Source organism: Mesobacillus sp. MER 48 (genome assembly GCF_023714225.1).
Taxonomy (GTDB): domain Bacteria; phylum Bacillota; class Bacilli; order Bacillales; family Cytobacillaceae; genus Mesobacillus; species Mesobacillus oceanisediminis_A.
Window position 1 is genome coordinate 618,960 of the sequence record NZ_JAMAUR010000001.1, and the last position, 16,666, is coordinate 635,625.

Annotated in this window: 17 protein-coding genes and 1 other RNA gene; 7 read left to right on the forward strand and 11 right to left on the reverse strand. The window is 43.3% G+C overall.

Annotated elements, in window-relative coordinates:
* Window positions 1-52 precede the first annotated feature (52 nt).
* Both M3593_RS03130 and M3593_RS03135 read right to left on the reverse strand, forming a co-directional pair.
* The gene (locus M3593_RS03130; protein ID WP_144479997.1) at window positions 53-1,561 is read right to left on the reverse strand and encodes a carboxypeptidase M32; all 1,509 of its coding nucleotides are present in this window, start codon (window positions 1,559-1,561) and stop codon (window positions 53-55) included.
* Between the two features lie 164 nt (window positions 1,562-1,725).
* Window positions 1,726-1,959: a DUF2249 domain-containing protein gene (locus M3593_RS03135; protein WP_144479999.1), complete on the reverse strand. Its 234-nt coding sequence runs from the start codon at window positions 1,957-1,959 to the stop codon at window positions 1,726-1,728.
* Window positions 1,960-2,153: 194 nt separating this feature from the next.
* On the opposite strand from M3593_RS03135, the gene M3593_RS23965 reads away from it, so the two are divergent.
* Window positions 2,154-2,288, forward strand: coding sequence for a hypothetical protein (locus tag M3593_RS23965; protein WP_260983649.1), 135 nt, complete (start codon window positions 2,154-2,156; stop codon window positions 2,286-2,288).
* 111 nt (window positions 2,289-2,399) lie between these two features.
* On the opposite strand, the gene M3593_RS03140 is transcribed toward M3593_RS23965, so the two are convergent.
* The gene (locus M3593_RS03140) at window positions 2,400-4,763 is read right to left on the reverse strand and encodes a nitric-oxide reductase large subunit (protein ID WP_251540645.1); all 2,364 of its coding nucleotides are present in this window, start codon (window positions 4,761-4,763) and stop codon (window positions 2,400-2,402) included.
* Window positions 4,764-4,983: 220 nt separating this feature from the next.
* On the opposite strand from M3593_RS03140, the gene M3593_RS03145 reads away from it, so the two are divergent.
* The 5 genes from M3593_RS03145 to M3593_RS03165 all read left to right on the forward strand — a co-directional run bounded on the left by M3593_RS03145 (window position 4,984) and on the right by M3593_RS03165 (window position 7,804).
* The gene (locus tag M3593_RS03145) at window positions 4,984-5,673 is read left to right on the forward strand and encodes a Crp/Fnr family transcriptional regulator (protein WP_251540647.1); all 690 of its coding nucleotides are present in this window, start codon (window positions 4,984-4,986) and stop codon (window positions 5,671-5,673) included.
* A 105-nt stretch (window positions 5,674-5,778) separates the two neighbouring features.
* Window positions 5,779-6,018, forward strand: coding sequence for a DUF2249 domain-containing protein (locus M3593_RS03150; RefSeq protein ID WP_144480005.1), 240 nt, complete (start codon window positions 5,779-5,781; stop codon window positions 6,016-6,018).
* A gap of 1 nt (window position 6,019) precedes the next feature.
* Window positions 6,020-6,235 (forward strand): DUF2249 domain-containing protein, encoded by a 216-nt coding sequence (locus M3593_RS03155; RefSeq protein WP_144480007.1) that lies wholly within the window; start codon window positions 6,020-6,022, stop codon window positions 6,233-6,235.
* Between the two features lie 5 nt (window positions 6,236-6,240).
* Window positions 6,241-7,485 carry a hypothetical protein gene (locus tag M3593_RS03160; protein ID WP_144480009.1) on the forward strand — a complete coding sequence of 415 codons (1,245 nt, stop codon included), beginning with the start codon at window positions 6,241-6,243 and terminating at the stop codon, window positions 7,483-7,485.
* A gap of 13 nt (window positions 7,486-7,498) precedes the next feature.
* Window positions 7,499-7,804: a metal-sulfur cluster assembly factor gene (locus M3593_RS03165; protein ID WP_144480011.1), complete on the forward strand. Its 306-nt coding sequence runs from the start codon at window positions 7,499-7,501 to the stop codon at window positions 7,802-7,804.
* Between the two features lie 241 nt (window positions 7,805-8,045).
* Here the strand turns inward: M3593_RS03165 and M3593_RS03170 are convergent, their stop codons facing one another.
* From M3593_RS03170 to M3593_RS03205, 8 genes are all read right to left on the reverse strand, one after another.
* On the reverse strand, window positions 8,046-8,213 hold the full coding sequence (locus M3593_RS03170; RefSeq protein ID WP_186326895.1) for a hypothetical protein: 168 nt from the start codon (window positions 8,211-8,213) through the stop codon (window positions 8,046-8,048).
* 127 nt (window positions 8,214-8,340) lie between these two features.
* A complete protein-coding gene (locus M3593_RS03175) occupies window positions 8,341-9,492 on the reverse strand; it encodes a THUMP domain-containing class I SAM-dependent RNA methyltransferase (RefSeq protein ID WP_144481445.1) in 1,152 nt (383 codons plus the stop codon).
* A gap of 134 nt (window positions 9,493-9,626) precedes the next feature.
* Window positions 9,627-10,015: RNase P RNA component class B (gene rnpB / locus M3593_RS03180), an RNA gene on the reverse strand.
* Window positions 10,016-10,098: 83 nt separating this feature from the next.
* Window positions 10,099-10,398 (reverse strand): cell division regulator GpsB, encoded by a 300-nt coding sequence (gpsB, locus tag M3593_RS03185; protein WP_144481460.1) that lies wholly within the window; start codon window positions 10,396-10,398, stop codon window positions 10,099-10,101.
* A 183-nt stretch (window positions 10,399-10,581) separates the two neighbouring features.
* Window positions 10,582-11,142 (reverse strand): SLOG family protein, encoded by a 561-nt coding sequence (locus tag M3593_RS03190; protein ID WP_144481446.1) that lies wholly within the window; start codon window positions 11,140-11,142, stop codon window positions 10,582-10,584.
* A gap of 303 nt (window positions 11,143-11,445) precedes the next feature.
* Window positions 11,446-11,754 (reverse strand): CotD family spore coat protein, encoded by a 309-nt coding sequence (locus M3593_RS03195; protein ID WP_144481447.1) that lies wholly within the window; start codon window positions 11,752-11,754, stop codon window positions 11,446-11,448.
* 384 nt (window positions 11,755-12,138) lie between these two features.
* Window positions 12,139-13,446 carry a ribonuclease H-like domain-containing protein gene (locus tag M3593_RS03200; protein WP_251540649.1) on the reverse strand — a complete coding sequence of 436 codons (1,308 nt, stop codon included), beginning with the start codon at window positions 13,444-13,446 and terminating at the stop codon, window positions 12,139-12,141.
* Between the two features lie 14 nt (window positions 13,447-13,460).
* Window positions 13,461-15,737, reverse strand: coding sequence for a DEAD/DEAH box helicase (locus tag M3593_RS03205; protein WP_251540650.1), 2,277 nt, complete (start codon window positions 15,735-15,737; stop codon window positions 13,461-13,463).
* Window positions 15,738-15,928: 191 nt separating this feature from the next.
* Here M3593_RS03205 and M3593_RS03210 point away from each other — a divergent pair, with 191 nt between their 5' ends.
* Window positions 15,929-16,621 (forward strand): Crp/Fnr family transcriptional regulator, encoded by a 693-nt coding sequence (locus tag M3593_RS03210; RefSeq protein ID WP_144481450.1) that lies wholly within the window; start codon window positions 15,929-15,931, stop codon window positions 16,619-16,621.
* Window positions 16,622-16,666 lie beyond the last annotated feature (45 nt).

A 16,666-nucleotide genomic window follows, 5' to 3' on the forward strand; every position in this document is an offset into this window, starting at 1 on the left:
TATTCTAAATGCTGTTCAAACAAATTATTTGGTTTAGTTAAAATCCTGGATACTAGACCAGTTGATAAACCTTGCTGTATTTATCGTATAAATAATCCACTAAGTACTGGGCATTGAGTCCCTCTCCAGTTACATCCGTCAATATTTCAAGCGGCTTTTTCATTTTTCCATGCTTATGGACTTTCTCAGTCATCCACTCTTTAATCGGCTGAAGGTTTCCTTGTTCCAGGAGTTCCTCATAGTCAGGTAAGTCTTTGAGCATGGCATGCTTGAATTGCGCTGCATACATATATCCTAAGGCATAGGATGGGAAGTAGCCAAAGCTGCCTCCTGCCCAGTGGACATCCTGAAGGACACCTACTGCATCATTTTCAGGTCTGATGCCAAGATATTGCTCATACTTGTCATTCCAGATTTGCGGCAAGTCCTTGACTTCAATCTCATCGTTGAACAAGCCTTTCTCAATTTCATAACGGACCATTACATGCAGCGGGTAAGTTAGCTCATCGGCTTCAATTCTGATCAAGCTTGGCTTGGACTCATTGACTGCACGATAAAAGTCCTCGACATCCACTCCCGAAAACTGCCCTTCTGAATAATCCTGAAGCAAACTGTAATTATGCTTCCAGAAAGAATAATTGCGTCCGACAAAGTTTTCATAGAAAAGCGACTGTGATTCATGGATTCCCATTGAAGTGCCAGAGCTCATAGGCGTACCGACCAGATCTTCGGAAATATTTTGTTCATATAGAGCATGGCCGCCTTCATGAATGGTCCCAAATACCGCTGTCCTGAAATCTGATTCGTCATATTTCGTCGTTACCCTTACATCTCCTGGGTTTAAGCCCATCGCAAATGGGTGTACCGTTTCATCAAGACGGCCAGCATCGAAATCGTATCCCATTTGTTCAAGGATTTCCAGGCTGAATGCACGCTGCTTCTCTTTAGGGAAATGACGGAACAGGAACCCAGTCTCCGGTTTTTCAGTTGAGCTTGATATCTGCTGTACAAGCGGAACAATCTTCTTGCGCAGGTCACCAAACACCTGGTCCAAAACCTCGACGGTGACGCCTGGTTCATACATATCTAGCAAAGTATTGTACTTATTTCCTTCATAACCCCAATATTCAATGAAGCTTTTTGTCGTTTTTACCAGTTTCTCAAGATATGGCTTGAACATTTCAAAATCAGATTTAGCCTTAGCCTCTTCCCAAACTGTTTCTGCTTTTGATTGCAGGATTACATATTCCCGATATTCTTCTGCAGGAATTTTCTTATTGCGGTCATAATCTTTTCTGCACTCTTCAAGCGTCTTGCGCGTAATTTCAGATAGATTTTGTTCATTTGAAAGTCTCGCTATGTATGAAGCCATTTCCTCCGATGTTGACATATTGAATACCTCAGATGAAAGAACTCCAATCACTTCGGATCGCTGAGCTGCTCCCTTTTTGGGTGCGCCGGTCCTTAAATCCCAATAAATCAAAGAAAGCGCCTCACCATAGGCTGCCATTTTCTTTACGTAATCCAAGAAGTTTTTTTCTGTTTGTTTTACTTCACTCATCCGTTTCACCCCATTTTATCTGTTTCCATCATCTTATCATACTTTTCTGATATTTTGGTTTACGAAATTCAGAAAGGCTTTTTTCGCCTTGTTTGTTGCTTTTAATGCATAAAAAAACAACAGGCGAACCTGTTGTTTTCATGGAATCAGAGGTTATATTTCTTTTATTTCCTTTTCCCGATTGCTACACGCCATGTTTCCGGGCCTTCTTCAAGATACTCCCATGAAAAAGCTTCTGGGCGTTCCATCATGAACTGATATTGAAGCGGCCTTGGGTCATGGTCATTGACAATTTGCATGAATTCTCCTGGCTTAAGTGAATCAAAGTTTTGGAATATAGTAGGGTGTTTTTCCCGTGGTGCAAAATCAGGAACATTGATAATTACGTTGAAAGTCATTTCCCTCTCTCCTTCGAATCTATTTTCTTTTCATTTTCATTATAGAACCGACCCGTACCCCAGGTAGTGAGCGCCGTCACAGTTCTACTATGACATCCCTCATTCATGACTTGCCTTAATTCAGTCGAAAAATCGACTTTTAAAAAAGGAACTCCGGGCAAGAACAAGAATTATTTTAATAGGGAGGGATCTATTTGAAAGAATTGGTTGGAAACTGTGATAAATGCGGAAAAGAAATTTATTGCATGGACGGCTTTTTGAATGGAATACATGAACATGGTAAATTGCTTTGTTTTGAATGCGAAAAAAACACCAAAGAAGAGTCGTAGTCAGAAAGTCTCAATCGCGTTTTCGGCCAGCTCAAGTCGTTCTTTGACTCAATTGGCCGGACCGATCAAGTAAAGAAACCGCAAAGCGATATCACTTTGCGGTTTCTTTGTTTATTCTTCTTCGACTGCAAGGTCTTTAACAGGAAGCTTTTCTTCTTCCTTGTGGGTTACTTTTCTCAGATTGAAAAGCGCCTTAATGCTGAATACTGCCAGGGCTGCAACACCAATCAAGAAAATCGTGTCCGGAATGGCCCTTAATGTCAGCAGCATTTGGACTGTATCCTGCTGCAGGAATGCAGGTGAACGGGAAGCAGCATATCCATTAAAGAAAGCCTCTTTAATCTGAAGGTAACCAACCGGAAGCAAGGATAGGAATACCATGCCCGCCAGGCCGACGTTCAGCATGATGACGATGAATTTGACCCATTTATCGCTCCATTTTTCAGGCTTGACGATATTACGCAATGAGTAGATCAGCACCGCCCCTGCAAACATGCCATAAACGCCCATCATTGAAGCGTGGCCATGTGTTGGAGTAAGGAACTGTCCGTGTTCAAAGAAGCTGACTGCCGGCAGGTTGATCAGGAAGCCCAATACACCAGCACCGACAAGGTTCCAAACTGCTACCGAAATCAAGAACCAGAACGTGCCTTTGTATGGGAAATCCACACCGCCGTCACGCATCATTTTATATTGTTCATACGCCTCTAAAATCAACAGAGTCAATGGAATGACTTCAAGTGCTGAAAAGACTGCTCCCAATGCGATCCATACTTCAGCTGACCCGTTGTAATAGTAGTGGTGACCGATCCCGATGACGCCTGCTCCCATCAGCAGGATCAACTGGAAGTACAATGCCCTTACAGTCGATTTCTTTGTCACAAGCTTCATTTGCACCATCAAGAAACCAATGACAACGACTGCGAAAACCTCGAAAATTCCTTCTACCCATAAATGGATGATCCACCAGCGCCAGTAGTCGGCAAAAGTATAATGTGTACCCGGATTGATCATGAAAGCAAAGAAGTAAAATGCCGGGACTGCGATTGCCGAGTAGAATAACAGGTGAATCAAGCCACCTTTGTCAGACTCCCTCTTCAATCCGCTCTTGATGCCGCGGAATACGATGAATAACCAAATCAGCATGCCGACAGCGAGTATGAATTGCCAGATGCGTCCAAGTTCAAGATATTCCCATCCCTGATGTCCAAGCAGGAACCAATTGTTGCCCAGGTAACCGTTGGCACCAAGCCATTGGCCAATCATGCTGCCAGCGACAAGTACAACCAATGCCCAGAACAATATATCGACAAGCAATCCCTGGCGTTTCGGCTCATGTCCTCCTACAAGCGGTGCCACGAAAATTCCCATGCCAAGCCATGCTGTCGCTATCCAGAAAATAGCAAGCTGCAAGTGGAAACCTTTCGTGATGTTAAATGGAAGGATGTCATGGACCCATTTCATCCCGAAGAAACTGTCAGGTTCGATATAATAGTGTGCCAATAATGCACCAAACATGGACTGGACAAAGAACAAAACAGATACAATCGCAAAATATTTGGCTGTTTTCCTTTGCGAAGAAGTCAGCGGCATCTTCTTCAAATCAATCTTAGGGAAGTTGCCCTCGGTATATGCCTCCTGCATACCAAGATGATAGCGATAGAAAACAAACAGGATCAAGCCTACAAAGAAAATCAATAAGGTTACGCTTGCACCGCTCCACCAGACGGCCGAGAATGACATTGTGTTTCCAGCGTCTTCATAATATGGCCAGTTATTTGTATAAGTGATTTTATCATCAGGTCTTTGGGTACTTGATAACCACGCTGTCCAGAAGAAGAAATCAGAGATCTGTCCAATCTGGTCACCCTTAGCTACCCAGGCACGCTCTCCATCCGGCATATGCTTTTCCTGGATCAAGCCTGCCTTAAGGCCCCAATCATCACCCTTCGTAAAAATAGTATGGTAAAACTCTTTTACCTTTTGATGCCCGAACACTTGTGCATCAGTCAATACCAAATGGTCTTCATCCGGATCATAACGATTCTCCCGCATTTCCTTCATGACCCGTTCCCGGATAATTGTCTGGTCATCCTTGTTCAAATCTTTAAAGTCCTTCTGATATTCTTCCTGAGACCTGAAATCCTGCATACCTTCAGTGTATATCTCAAGCGCTTCTGCCGTATAGTCTGGGCCCATATATGACCCATGGCCCAACACTGTTCCATAATCCATCAGGCCGTACTTCTGGAATACCGCCTGGCCGCCTACGATACTATCTTTCGTAAAAATGACATCCCCTTTTTCGCTTGTAACTTCAAGCGGCCTCGGAGCCATTTCTTTAAAGATCCAGTAACCCCCTGTCAGGAGTACTGTAAAGCTTAATAATAAAGTAATAATGAGTACAGATTTCAGCAGTGAGTTTCTATTTTTCTTGACTACTGCCTTTGTGGATGTCCCATGCTGGATTTCCATCTTCCCTGCATCCCCTTCCTAATTTGTTTTACATACCAAGCTTAAAGCGAAATGAAAATGGAGTTTGTGAACTACCTCATGCAGCAGGTGTGATATTTCCCACAGCAGTGAGAATTATTTTCAAGAAAACTTCAAAATATGATTCAGGTCACTTAGCACTCACTTTGCAGTTGATAAAATCTATAGTAGAAACTTAAACCGAAATAAGGAGCAGATTCATATGCATATATCCCAAATCAGGCAGCAATTAAAGGCAGTTCCTATTTTTAAAGAACTATCTCCAAAGGAACTTGATCCGATCGTTGAAATTGCCCAGCCACGATTCTTTAAAAATAAAATGTATGCGTTCATGCAGGGGGACCCGCTTGACCGTGTGTTCTTCATCCATTCAGGGAAGGTGAAAATCTATAAGACCGATTCATCCGGAAGAGAACAAATAGTTTCCGTTCTGGAGACTGGAGAAATGTTCCCTCATGCCGGCTTCTTTAGAAAAGGCCAGTATCCAGCACATGCAGAAATGATGGAAGACACTCAAATGATTGTCGTGCCAATATCTAGATTCGAAGAAATCCTGGTATCCTATCCCGAGCTTTCCATTAAGTTATTCAGGGTTCTGGGAGAAAAAATCATTGATTTGCAAGCTCGTCTTGAAGAACAAATCCTCCATAATACGTACGAGCAAATCATTATGCTCTTGCTGAGGCTTTGCAAAACAAATGGCGAAAAGCTGGAACATGGCTTTAAATTGACCACCCATTTCACTAATAAAGAATTCGCCAACATGATTGGAACCTCACGCGAAACCGTCAGCAGGACAATCAATTATTTAAAAAAGAAGGAATTTATAAGTGTTGAGATGGATGGCACCTACCTGATCGACCATGAAAAATTGCATCAGGAATTATTTTGACCACTTGCAAAAAATCTCTTGTTAAGTGATTCACATCACGGAAGTTTATATTGAAAATGATTATCATTTAACTATACCAACTATCGTATCGAGGAGTGGAATCCAATGGAACAAAAAACGATTGAACTGGATGTCAGAGAAGATATCAATAACAAGCTGGAGCCTTTCCAGAAAATCATGGAGGCGATTGGGGAGTTGAACTTGAACGATGTGCTTGTGCTTCATGCCCCCTTCAAGCCTGTTCCCCTCTATGGAGTTTTAAGGGCAAAAGGGTTTGACCATGAGGTTGAAAAAATTGAAGCTAAACATTATAAAATCATTTTCACCAAAACGGGAGGAAAATAAGATGGTACTTGATAATAGAGGGCTAGAGCCGCCTCAGCCAATGATGCGGACCCTCGCTGCACTGGAGGAGCTTGATGAGGGACAGACACTGACCATCATAAATGACCGTCGACCTATGTTTCTGTTCGAGCAGCTGGATGAACTGGGGTACCTTTATTTGACAGAACAACAGGAAGACGGAAGTTACCGTGTGACGATTTCCCGAAAAGCGGGGTGATTTAAATGTTTCAGCAAAGCAGAGGCAACGAGACAAATATTAAGCTTCCTTTTTCGTTCATTTTTTTCAGCATGCTTGCATTGATATCTTCACAGCTGCTGATCCTGCTGAACGGCGACATGCTGATAACAGGCACATTCCGTTTGCCGGCCATTTGGTCTGCTGCCCATTTATTTGTCCTTGGATGGGCATTGATGGTTGCAATGGGCGCTATGTACCAGCTTGTGCCTGTCGCTTTCCTGACGCCTATCTGGAGCGAAAAATTCGGATTCTGGCAATTTACCGTTACCGCCCTGGGAATCCTGACATTTGCGACAGTACTTTATCTTCGTCCACAGGATGCCCTTATTCCCGGAATCATGACCTTGACAGGAATCCTGATGTTCCTTGTTCAAATGTTCATGACCCTGAGAAGCCAGGCAAAACCCAATATACTCACATTGTTTGTCGGCAGCGCTTTATTTTCACTCCTGCTGACCATCACATTGGGAATCACACTGGTAATCAGCATGAAAACCGGCTATGCATCAGAATATTACCAGGCCATTTTCAAGACACACATTCTATTGGGCACTGTCGGATGGTTCTCACTGCTGATTTTTGGATTCTCTTATAAAATGGTACCAATGTTCTCACTTGCCCATGGATTTACCATGAAGCCGGCAGCCTATGTATTCACCTTTTACCTGGCCGGAATCATCATGATGGTTGCGTCATTCTTTACAGGCAGCCATTTACTGGAAATCCTTGGAACGCTGTTGTTGCTTTCTGGATTTTTAGCTTTCACCTGGCATGTTAAAAAAATCATCGATAAACGCGTGAAAAGGAAGCTCGATCGCCCATTCATGTTCGCTTTATTTGCGATTGGCTGCGGGGCAGCAATCCACCTGGCCGCTTTTATGGCCAGTTCAGCAAATTTGCTGTTAAAAACCGCCGGTCCCATTCTATTATTGTATTTAATCGCCTGGATTGCATTCAGCATCATCGGATACTTGTACAAAATCGTGCCATTTCTCTGGTGGACTCATAAATACAGCAAAGAAATCGGCAAAAAGCGAGTACCTGCCTTAAAAGATATGATGGATGAAAAGCTGGCACTTCCACTTTTCACTTTGTTCACGGGTGGAACAGTGCTGTTAATCGTCTCATTCTTTGTCCAGCTGATGCCAATTTTCTATATTGCCCAAAGCTTGATTCTAATGGCAGGTATTTTGTTCAGCTATATCATAGCCAAAGTGTTAACGATTTAAGGAGGAGTTCAAGATGACAGATTTACAAAATAAAATCAGGGAAAACTTAAAGACCGTCTATGATCCTGAATTAAACATCAATGTTGTGGATTTGGGGCTGATTTATGATATTGACGTTCCGGAACCACGCACTGCAAGAATTCTGATGACCTTGACGACTCCAGGCTGTCCTTTGCATGACAGCATTGCCAGCGGAATTAAGTATTGTGTTCAGGGAATGGAGGAAATTGACCACGCTGATGTCCAATTGACATGGGAGCCTGCCTGGACACCTGACCGGATGACAGAGGATGGAAAAAGACTGCTGCAGGGATTTTAAATGGGACCAATAAAAGAAACGCTTGTTATTCCAAGCGTTTCTTTGCTTTTTATTTGGCTCTTTTCTCAAACTTTGTTGCTATTGACTACAAAAGGGAATTGAATGACCTAGTTTTCTTTATAAAATTCAAGCTTAGTATGAGAAAAGAGCTTGCACACTTAAAAGCGAACTCCAAAATGGCTTTATAGCACGTTAAAATCGGCTTTAAGATTTTAACAACAATCTTTACGAAAACAGCCTTTTATTTAGAAGTTGAAAGGCCAAATGACAATGCTTGACGAAGGTTATTTTCTGCTTCTTGCAATTCCGCCGATTGGACATCGTCAGAAGGGAATTCATTACGCAAAGCCTCATTACTAGAAGAAAGTGCCTTTGAAATACGCTGGAAATCGATAAAAGAATAATTCATTGCCATCCCTCCATTCTATGCAAATATGGATTTATTGTATTCAAAAAAGCGTTGAATTATTCTTGGAACTCAAAGAAAAAAATCCCCCTGTCCAAAACAGGAGGAACGCATTTTTTATTGTGGTAAATTATAATTCATCCTTACTAGCCCGTGGCGGGCGTTTACCCCAGTACTGGTAATAGTCTGTACGGATGAAGCCGTTGAATAGCTTGCGTTTCTTTGTTGCTGGCTTTCCATACACTTGTTCAAAGTTCTCGTTTGAGGTCAGCATATAAATGGACCAGGTATCAAGCGGAGCAAAGGCTTGTCCCATTTGACTGTACATCTCTTCAACAGCTTTCTTTTCACCTAGGCGCTCGCCGTATGGAGGGTTTCCGACAATAACACCATACTCCTTTTTTGTCGTGAAATCCTGGACTCGCATTTGCTTAAAGGAAATCAAATCACCAAGACCTGCTTCAAAAGCATTTTCCTCAGCAATCTTAACCATCCTGTGGTCGATATCCATTCCACTGATATCCAGCGGCTGGTCATAATTCGCAAGATCTTCTGCTTCCAACCTGACTTCCTCCCAGACTGTATCGGGAATAAGGCCCCAGCCTTCCGATATGAATTCCCGATTGAAGCCCGGCGCGATATTCTGTCCGATTAAAGCAGCTTCAATCGGGATCGTTCCAGAACCGCAAAAAGGATCGACGAATGGCTTGTCCGGATTCCAGTTTGTGAGCATGACCAAGGCTGCAGCCAATGTTTCCTTTAACGGAGCTTCCCCCTGGCCTGTTCTGTATCCCCGCTTATGGAGACCGCTGCCGCTTGTATCGATTGTTATTGTAGCAACATCTTTAAGCAGAGCCACTTCAATTTTGAATAAAGGGCCGTTTTCTTCAAACCAGCCAGTCTTTTTATACGATGTTCTCAAGCGTTCAACTACAGCTTTTTTTACAATTGCCTGGCAGTCGGATACGCTGAATAGCTTGGATTTAACAGATTTGCCCGAAACAGGGAATTCAGCATTCTCCGGTAAAAATTCTTCCCATGGAAGTGCCTTTGTTTTTTCAAAGAGCTCGTCAAAAGTATATGCCTTAAATTCTCCAATTTTTATTTTGACCCTGTCGGCAGTACGGAGCCACATATTGCTTCTTGCAATCGCGCGTGCATCACCTTTATAGGCAATTTTCCCATTTTCAACCTGGCATTCGTATCCAAGATCGCGCACTTCCTTTGCAACAATGGCTTCGAGTCCCATAGCAGAGGTTGCTATAATATCAAAATTCTTCATCGTTTCACCCTTTATATCCAATATACTTATGAATCCAATTATTAAATTGCCCAATAACCTTTAATATACATAAAAAAAGCTCTCCTGGCAAAAGGAGAGCTTTAATAAACACTCATACAAACCCATTAATAACGTTCTGTAAGCCATGTTTTGTACCATCGTACTGCAAACGACCAAAAGTCTCGTACTCCGGCGGTAATCATCTATCTACAGATGAATAATCATCTGTCCTTCCCTTTGTTCAGTTCCTCTGGGAAAGTGCCCCTACCATCGTTTGGGTTTCTCGCTCGTGGGGTTTACCTCGTTCCACCCTTCCAATTTCTTGGAAGGCTCCGTCACTGTGGCACTTTTATAGGTATTCATGCCATATCGTCGCCGACTTAGGCATTTTCCCGGCCGTCAGCCAGGCGTGAGCCCGACTGCCCTGGCTTATGAATTGGCCAGGCACGAACACTACAGGCATCTCAGCCTGTGCGAGCATGGACTTTCCTCTGCAGCAGAACTGCAGCGATTACCCGAACGTTATTAACAGCTACAAAAAATATTATATGTAAGTTCAGGATGAAAAGCAATGGTAATACATTTCAAAAACCGGCAGAATCTGGATTAATCGTAAAGTTTATCTCCAAACACATGCTTCTCTAGGTTCGATAACCTTTTAAGGATATCAAAATTAGTTGTTCCAGCTGCCTGTGTACTTGGGCGGCGTGATGCCTCATCAAGCTGTTTCTTCAGGCGGAGATTGTCCTGCTGCAGTTCTTCAATCTCCTGTTGCATCATTTCATAATCCTTGATGATCGTATCCAGAAACTTATCTACGTCTTCTGGCTTGTAGCCGCGCATTGCTGTTTTGAATTCTTTTTCTAAAATATCTTTAGCAGTTAATTGTATTTTATCGGATAGCATTCCATTCACCTCAATATACCCCTATCTTCACATTCATTTTTTCAAAAACATCGGGATTTGTCAATTTTCTTGTGTTTTTTGTTAATTAAGGATGTTGATTTTCGTTCCAGGTGCTTCGCTTTCCGCGGAAGCCATCACATTCAACTGATCATTAATTTGCTTCAAGCATTTCAGATTCTTTAATTAAAATCCCTGCTGTCTTAATTGTTCTTCTTCTACGGCCATTTGCAGATCATATAAAGTGATCAGCTGAGTATCATATGGATGTGTTTCCTGATACTTTTTCGCAGTTTCGTAAATGAATTTTGGACTGCCTTCTTTTTCCGGATCATATAGCAATATCAGCATGTCGCTTTTCTCAATAAAAAATTGATTTTTCAGCCTGAATTGCCACGGCTTCTCATATGGCTTTTTGGTAATCGAATCCACATGATCAGCTCCAGCCAATACAGATTCATACCATTCCTTATTGGCGTCTTTCCAGGTTTCCTCCTGGTTGAGAAAGGGCGTGAATACTGACAGCTTAAGTTCGGGATAGTCTTCCTGAAGATCGAATACGGCCTCGCCAGCCCATAATTCGACACCAAGCTGGCCGCTGATCATCACCCATTCAAGGCCGTCCTCGATCAGTGGCACTAAAGTTTTCTTTATTGCTGTTTTTATGTATTCAGCTGCCGGATGGTCTTGCTGGAATATCCCGAGTTCAAAAGGTTTATACCCGGATATCGCGGCTACTTTAACCATGGTTGACTCCTTTGAATTATCTTTGTCATATTGAAGTTATTCCCTTTAGGCGATTTATATAACACCTTTTAATCTTAAAGGCTCTTTTCTAAAACTTTGTAGCTATTTGCTGTAAAAATGCATTGAATGACCTAGGTAACTTCGCTAAATGGACGATTTAGACAAGTAAAGAGCTTGCAAACTAGATACCGACCAGCAAAATGCCTAATCATACGTTAAAATCGGCTTTAGGATTTTAACAACAATCATTACGAAAACAGCCATCTTAAAAAAACAAGGGCTGTTCAGCCCTTGTTGCATTTATTATCTGCGGAATCCCATTCCCGGTCCATATCCCATTGGACCGCCGAATCCTGGGCGTGGAACAGGACCAACTGGAGCTACTCCGCCTGGAACCGGACCAGGTCCGCCATAAAAGTTCTGGTTTGTAACCTGGTTCACTGTTGATTCTGTATGCGGGAAGTAATGGACATGATCATAATTGATGTGATTTACATTTGTAGTATGTGATGGATGAACATGCGGAACCACATTGTTGACAAAATTATGGTTCACACAGCATTTAGTAGGATGAACTACTGTTGGCAAAACATTGGTTGGCTTGCAGTACATAGTGCATAACTCCTTTCGTTTAGACTTATTCTTTACATTAACAGCCTATGAAGGAGTCATGCGTCTTGTACTAATGAAAACACCTATTTTTTCAAGTTTCTCTTCAATACAAGCGCCTATTAATCTATTAAAGGAATGTGTAAAAGTTGTCCTTCAGTCCGCTGAATAGTACAGCAATAAGAGTGATGACAACAAAATAGAGAACTAAAACCGCTTTATACATCTTACCAGCCCCGTAAAATTATATTGATTTTAACACCATACAATTTTACATTTTACAATGTCGGAACCATACATACAACAGGATAATACAGGTTTTGCGCATTTAAATGTTAAAATTTTGTTACAATTGAAAAAAACCTGGCGAAACCTGTTGAAACAGGGTCAATTTGACGAATTTTGCGCTTGCCCGGGAAATGCTTTCCGGGAAATTCTCTGGATCCTTTTTTCGAGCTCTTCCTTAAAAATCATGTCTTTTTTTGTTGCCAGCTTTCCCTGGATAATATGCTCTTCAGCAAGCCGGCAATACCTCAAAGCCATTTCGAAATTTCGCTCCCGATGTTCAAAATGCTTGGCCAGTTCGATGCATGCTTCTCTCCTCTGCTTATTGCTGCCCTTCTCCGCACTTTCTTTCCATAACGGAACGGCATTCTGCCATTCCTTATGCTTTTTATGTTCGAAAGCAAGTGCGTGCTTTGCAGAAACTGCCTGATCATTGCCCTCATCCAATAGTCCAGTGAAAGCCTGCTTTGCTTTGTCAGTATCGCCAAGGTAGGAAAACCAGCGTCCAACCTCGTATGTTTCCTCTGCTGTCTGTGATTGGTCACGGCCGAGTATCTGGAAGGTTAAATGTGTATAAAGGGTCAGCAGTGACAGAATATCTGTTTCATTGTGCCTGATGACCCCGAGCAATCCCTCGGGGTCCTTCCTCTCGAGGAAGTCAAAATAAATCATCGGTGCCAGGAAGCCTGGGATATCGTCTTTCCGCTCAAGACCCAATACCTCCTGTTCGACGATGCTAAGTTTCATTCGTTCGATTTTATGCTTCCACATTCTTCTGGCGGCATGATACAAGTCAAAATGTCCATACGATGGCAGTTTTGGGACATGGTCACGGACAAGGGTGTGCCTGGTTTTGACTTGCGGCCAATCGAAAGCCTTCCCATTGTAGGTAACCAGGGTCGTATAGTCGGCATTTTCCAAAAAACTCTGATATAGCGCTACTTCTGCGCCAGGGCTTGGCAGGATATGCTGTTTAAGTTTTACACAATCACCGGAAACACTCGCATGGCCTAAAAGGAATATCGTATTCCCTGCTCCCCCGCCAAGTCCCGTTGTTTCAGTATCAAAAAACACTAAATCGCCTGCCCTATGGCCCGAGGCGGAAAGAGGATGATTGGTCTGTTCCTGATTCCACAGGGAGACAGCCTCAAGCAGATCACTGAATTGATAGTGGCCATGTTTGTGGTCAAGCGGATAAACAACCTCCCTGACCAGACAGTATTCGCCATCAAAATAGAAGGGGGTAACATGTTCCTTCTCCCAGATATCGAGAAATGGGATGTCTGGTGCCGATTTACCGTCCGCGTTTTCGTTCTCCGGGATGGTGCTGCTGGCTGCAAGCGGTCCAGGGTTATCTGTGCCACTCTTGATATGTGGCTTCAGCCTGTTCAATTTGTTCTTTAAACTCATTTTCCCCCTCCTTCCTAGATTGCGGCTTCAAGGAAAAGATTCAACAATTTCACCACATCTTTTTTTGAATGAATCGATGTTGTATCCGTCCCGATACATGATGGGCACCCATCTGAGCACTGGCAGTTAAGGACCATCTGTTTCGTCTGCTTCAAGATTTCCTCGATTCCTGAATAAATTTTTTCACTCAGGCCTATTCCGCCTGGATAACGGTCATAAAAGAAAATCGTTGGCTTTTCATTATGCGCCGCCTTCACCTGCGGGACGACATGGACATCAGATGGGTCGCACATCACGAATAATGGAGCGATATGCTTCAGCGCCTGGGATGTACCGATCAACCCTTCCTCCAGGCGGTCATCAGCAAACTCGGAAAGCTCTTTATTAAGGGAAATCCATGCTGAGCTAGTATGCAGCTCTTCTTCCGGAAGAAAAATTGGTCCCGATCCTATATTTTCATGAGTCTCAAATCGGATTTTCTTGAAGATTGTGGCCATAGCCCTTACACTTACATCTCCATAACCGATTTCCGTTTCTTCATTGCCCCTGTGTTTATCTTCCTCCAGAACACTGAGCTGGACGGCGAGGTTCGCATCTGTAAAATAATCGACATCGACTTCACGCACAAACGCCTTCTTTTCCTCCCAGTCAAGCTTCTCCACCTGAAATTGTATTCCCTGATGGAGATAGATCGCTTCTTCATGCAATAATGTCATGGCAGAGAATGTATCCATCTCGCCGATTACCCTTACATTTGCAACATCTGTTTGGTCGATGATCACGACATTTTCCTGTGACGCTGAACGGAGACTGATGTTATGGGCGGGAAAGGCATCATTCATCCAGTACCACTTGTCGCCATTCTGATGAAGAATTCGCTCCTCCGTCAAATATTCAAGGATTTCTTCAATTTCCGCCGCACCGAAAGTATCCCCCTTTTTAAATGGCAATTCATAGGACGCACACTTGATGTGATCGATCAGGATAATCAAGTTGTCTGGGTTGATTCTCGCTGTCTCTGGACTGCGATTGAAGAAGTAATCGGGATTTTGGATGACATACTGGTCCAGCGGGCTTGAGCTTGCCACCATGATGACCACAGACTCCCCATGCCGCCTGCCCGCCCGTCCTGCCTGCTGCCAGGCACTTGCGATCGTACCCGGATACCCGTTCATGATACATACCTGAAGCTGTCCGATATCGACACCCAATTCAAGCGCATTGGTGCTGACAACACCATAAATCTCGCCGGAACGCAGACCTTTTTCTATCTCACGCCTTTCCGTAGGCAGATAGCCGCCTCTGTATCCCCTGATAGCTTTGGGGCCAAGCTTATGCTTGACCAGCTCCTGAAGGTAGGTAAGCAGGATTTCCACCCTCACCCTGCTTCTCGCAAAGACGATGGTCTGGATCCTGTTCCTCAGGAATTCTCCTGCAAGCTTTCTTGTTTCAAGTGTCGCGCTCCTGCGGACATTCAGCGGAATATTGACGACTGGCGGATTATAAAATAAGAAGTGCTTCCTTCCTGAAGGCGCACCATTATTGTCAATTAAAATCATCTCTTTCTCGGTCAATCCCTCAGCCAATTCCAGCGGGTTGGCAATGGTCGCGGAAGTACAGATAAAAACAGGATCACTACCGTAATATTTGCAGATCCTTTTCAGCCTCCTGATGACATTTGCCACATGGCTGCCAAAAACTCCTCTGTAAATATGCAGTTCATCGATGACCACATACTTAAGATTCTCAAAAAGCGAGACCCATTTCGTATGATGCGGCAGGATTGCTGAATGGAGCATATCCGGGTTCGTAATGACGATGTGTCCTGCCCTTCTCACCTTCTGACGGATATTGGCTGGTGTGTCGCCATCATATGTATAGCTGTTAATCGAAAGTTCCGCCTCCTGGATCAATTCATTGATTTCACTCTTTTGGTCCTGGGCAAGAGCTTTTGTCGGGAACATGTATAGAGCCCTTGCATTCGGATCATCGATGATTGACTGCAGGACGGGCAGATTATAGCACAGCGTTTTCCCCGAGGCTGTCGGTGTGACAGCAACGATGCTTTGTCCTCTCATGATTTGTTCGTAAGATGATTTTTGGTGTGTATATAATCGGGATATCCCGCGCCTTTGGAGTGCATTTTCCAGGATCCCGCTTAAATTTTCCGGCATGTCTTCCGTCCTGGCTTCTTTCTCCTCAATCGTGTGCCAGTGGACAATATTTTTCTTTACCGATTCACTAACCTTTAAATCTTGCAAAATCTCTTGCATGTTTTTCCTGAATTTCATCACGTTCACCTCATTAACTCTATTTTAGCGAATAAACGTTCGTTACAAAAGAAAAATTATTGTGACCAGACTGCTAGTTTTTGGCATTCACATTTCTATTCACTGTCTGGCTGCGAAATCCCTTATGTTATTTATGGTCCCGTTTTGCTAAAATAATAGAATGGACTACAGCTTATATAGAGGTGTTTCTTTTGGAAAAGAATGAAATAAAAAATGTGCTGGCAAGATTCTCATTGTTCAGGGACCTTGAGGACCATGAATTAGACAAGATCGTCGATATATCCATTTCGCGGCAGTGGAAGAAACACAGCCATATCTTCATGCAGGATGACCCGCTGGAAAATGTTTATTTCATCAATGAAGGCAAGGTAAAAGTCTATAAAAGTGATGCCAATGGCCGCGAGCAAATCGTCGCTATCCTAAAAAAAGGTGAAATGTTCCCTCATGTAGGCTTTTTCAGGAAAGGCGGTTATCCAGGGTATTCGGAGGTATTGGAGGAAGCAAGCCTTGTCGTTGTCCCAATTTCACAATTCGAAAAGGTGCTGGTCGATAACCCTCATTTAAGCATCAAGGTATTCAAGGTGCTTGGCGAGAAAATCGTTGACCTCCAGGAAAGACTTGAAGCCCAAATCCTTAATAACACCTACGAACAAATCATTAAGCTTTTGATCAGGATGGGTGAGCTTCACGGAGACAAGCAGGAAAATGGCACTGTTTTGTTAAAGACGGATTTCACGAACAAGGACCTGGCCAATATGATTGGCACCACCAGGGAAACGGTCAGCAGGACGCTGACCAAAATGAAAAAAGACAATCTAATTTCCACTGATTCAGCCGGGAATATGATCTTGGATCCTGATGTATTGCTGGACGAGCTAGTCTAATAAGTTCACCTGCATGAAAACGCCCGAGGCAGTTAGCCCCGGGCG

What these genes read in the sequence shown, in the direction of transcription:
- M3593_RS03170 (WP_186326895.1), bottom strand. Translation starts at nt 8,213, where the DNA reads ATGAATTATTCTTTTATCGATTTCCAGCGTATTTCAAAGGCACTTTCT.
- M3593_RS03165 (WP_144480011.1), top strand. Translation starts at nt 7,499, where the DNA reads ATGACAGATTTACAAAATAAAATCAGGGAAAACTTAAAGACCGTCTAT.
- gpsB (WP_144481460.1), bottom strand. Translation starts at nt 10,398, where the DNA reads ATGCTATCCGATAAAATACAATTAACTGCTAAAGATATTTTAGAAAAA.
- M3593_RS03145 (WP_251540647.1), top strand. Translation starts at nt 4,984, where the DNA reads ATGCATATATCCCAAATCAGGCAGCAATTAAAGGCAGTTCCTATTTTT.
- M3593_RS03135 (WP_144479999.1), bottom strand. Translation starts at nt 1,959, where the DNA reads ATGACTTTCAACGTAATTATCAATGTTCCTGATTTTGCACCACGGGAA.
- M3593_RS03140 (WP_251540645.1), bottom strand. Translation starts at nt 4,763, where the DNA reads ATGGAAATCCAGCATGGGACATCCACAAAGGCAGTAGTCAAGAAAAAT.
- M3593_RS03195 (WP_144481447.1), bottom strand. Translation starts at nt 11,754, where the DNA reads ATGTACTGCAAGCCAACCAATGTTTTGCCAACAGTAGTTCATCCTACT.
- M3593_RS03150 (WP_144480005.1), top strand. Translation starts at nt 5,779, where the DNA reads ATGGAACAAAAAACGATTGAACTGGATGTCAGAGAAGATATCAATAAC.
- M3593_RS03175 (WP_144481445.1), bottom strand. Translation starts at nt 9,492, where the DNA reads ATGAAGAATTTTGATATTATAGCAACCTCTGCTATGGGACTCGAAGCC.
- M3593_RS03200 (WP_251540649.1), bottom strand. Translation starts at nt 13,446, where the DNA reads ATGAGTTTAAAGAACAAATTGAACAGGCTGAAGCCACATATCAAGAGT.
- M3593_RS03160 (WP_144480009.1), top strand. Translation starts at nt 6,241, where the DNA reads ATGTTTCAGCAAAGCAGAGGCAACGAGACAAATATTAAGCTTCCTTTT.
- M3593_RS03130 (WP_144479997.1), bottom strand. Translation starts at nt 1,561, where the DNA reads ATGAGTGAAGTAAAACAAACAGAAAAAAACTTCTTGGATTACGTAAAG.
- M3593_RS03205 (WP_251540650.1), bottom strand. Translation starts at nt 15,737, where the DNA reads ATGAAATTCAGGAAAAACATGCAAGAGATTTTGCAAGATTTAAAGGTT.
- M3593_RS03155 (WP_144480007.1), top strand. Translation starts at nt 6,020, where the DNA reads ATGGTACTTGATAATAGAGGGCTAGAGCCGCCTCAGCCAATGATGCGG.
- M3593_RS03190 (WP_144481446.1), bottom strand. Translation starts at nt 11,142, where the DNA reads ATGGTTAAAGTAGCCGCGATATCCGGGTATAAACCTTTTGAACTCGGG.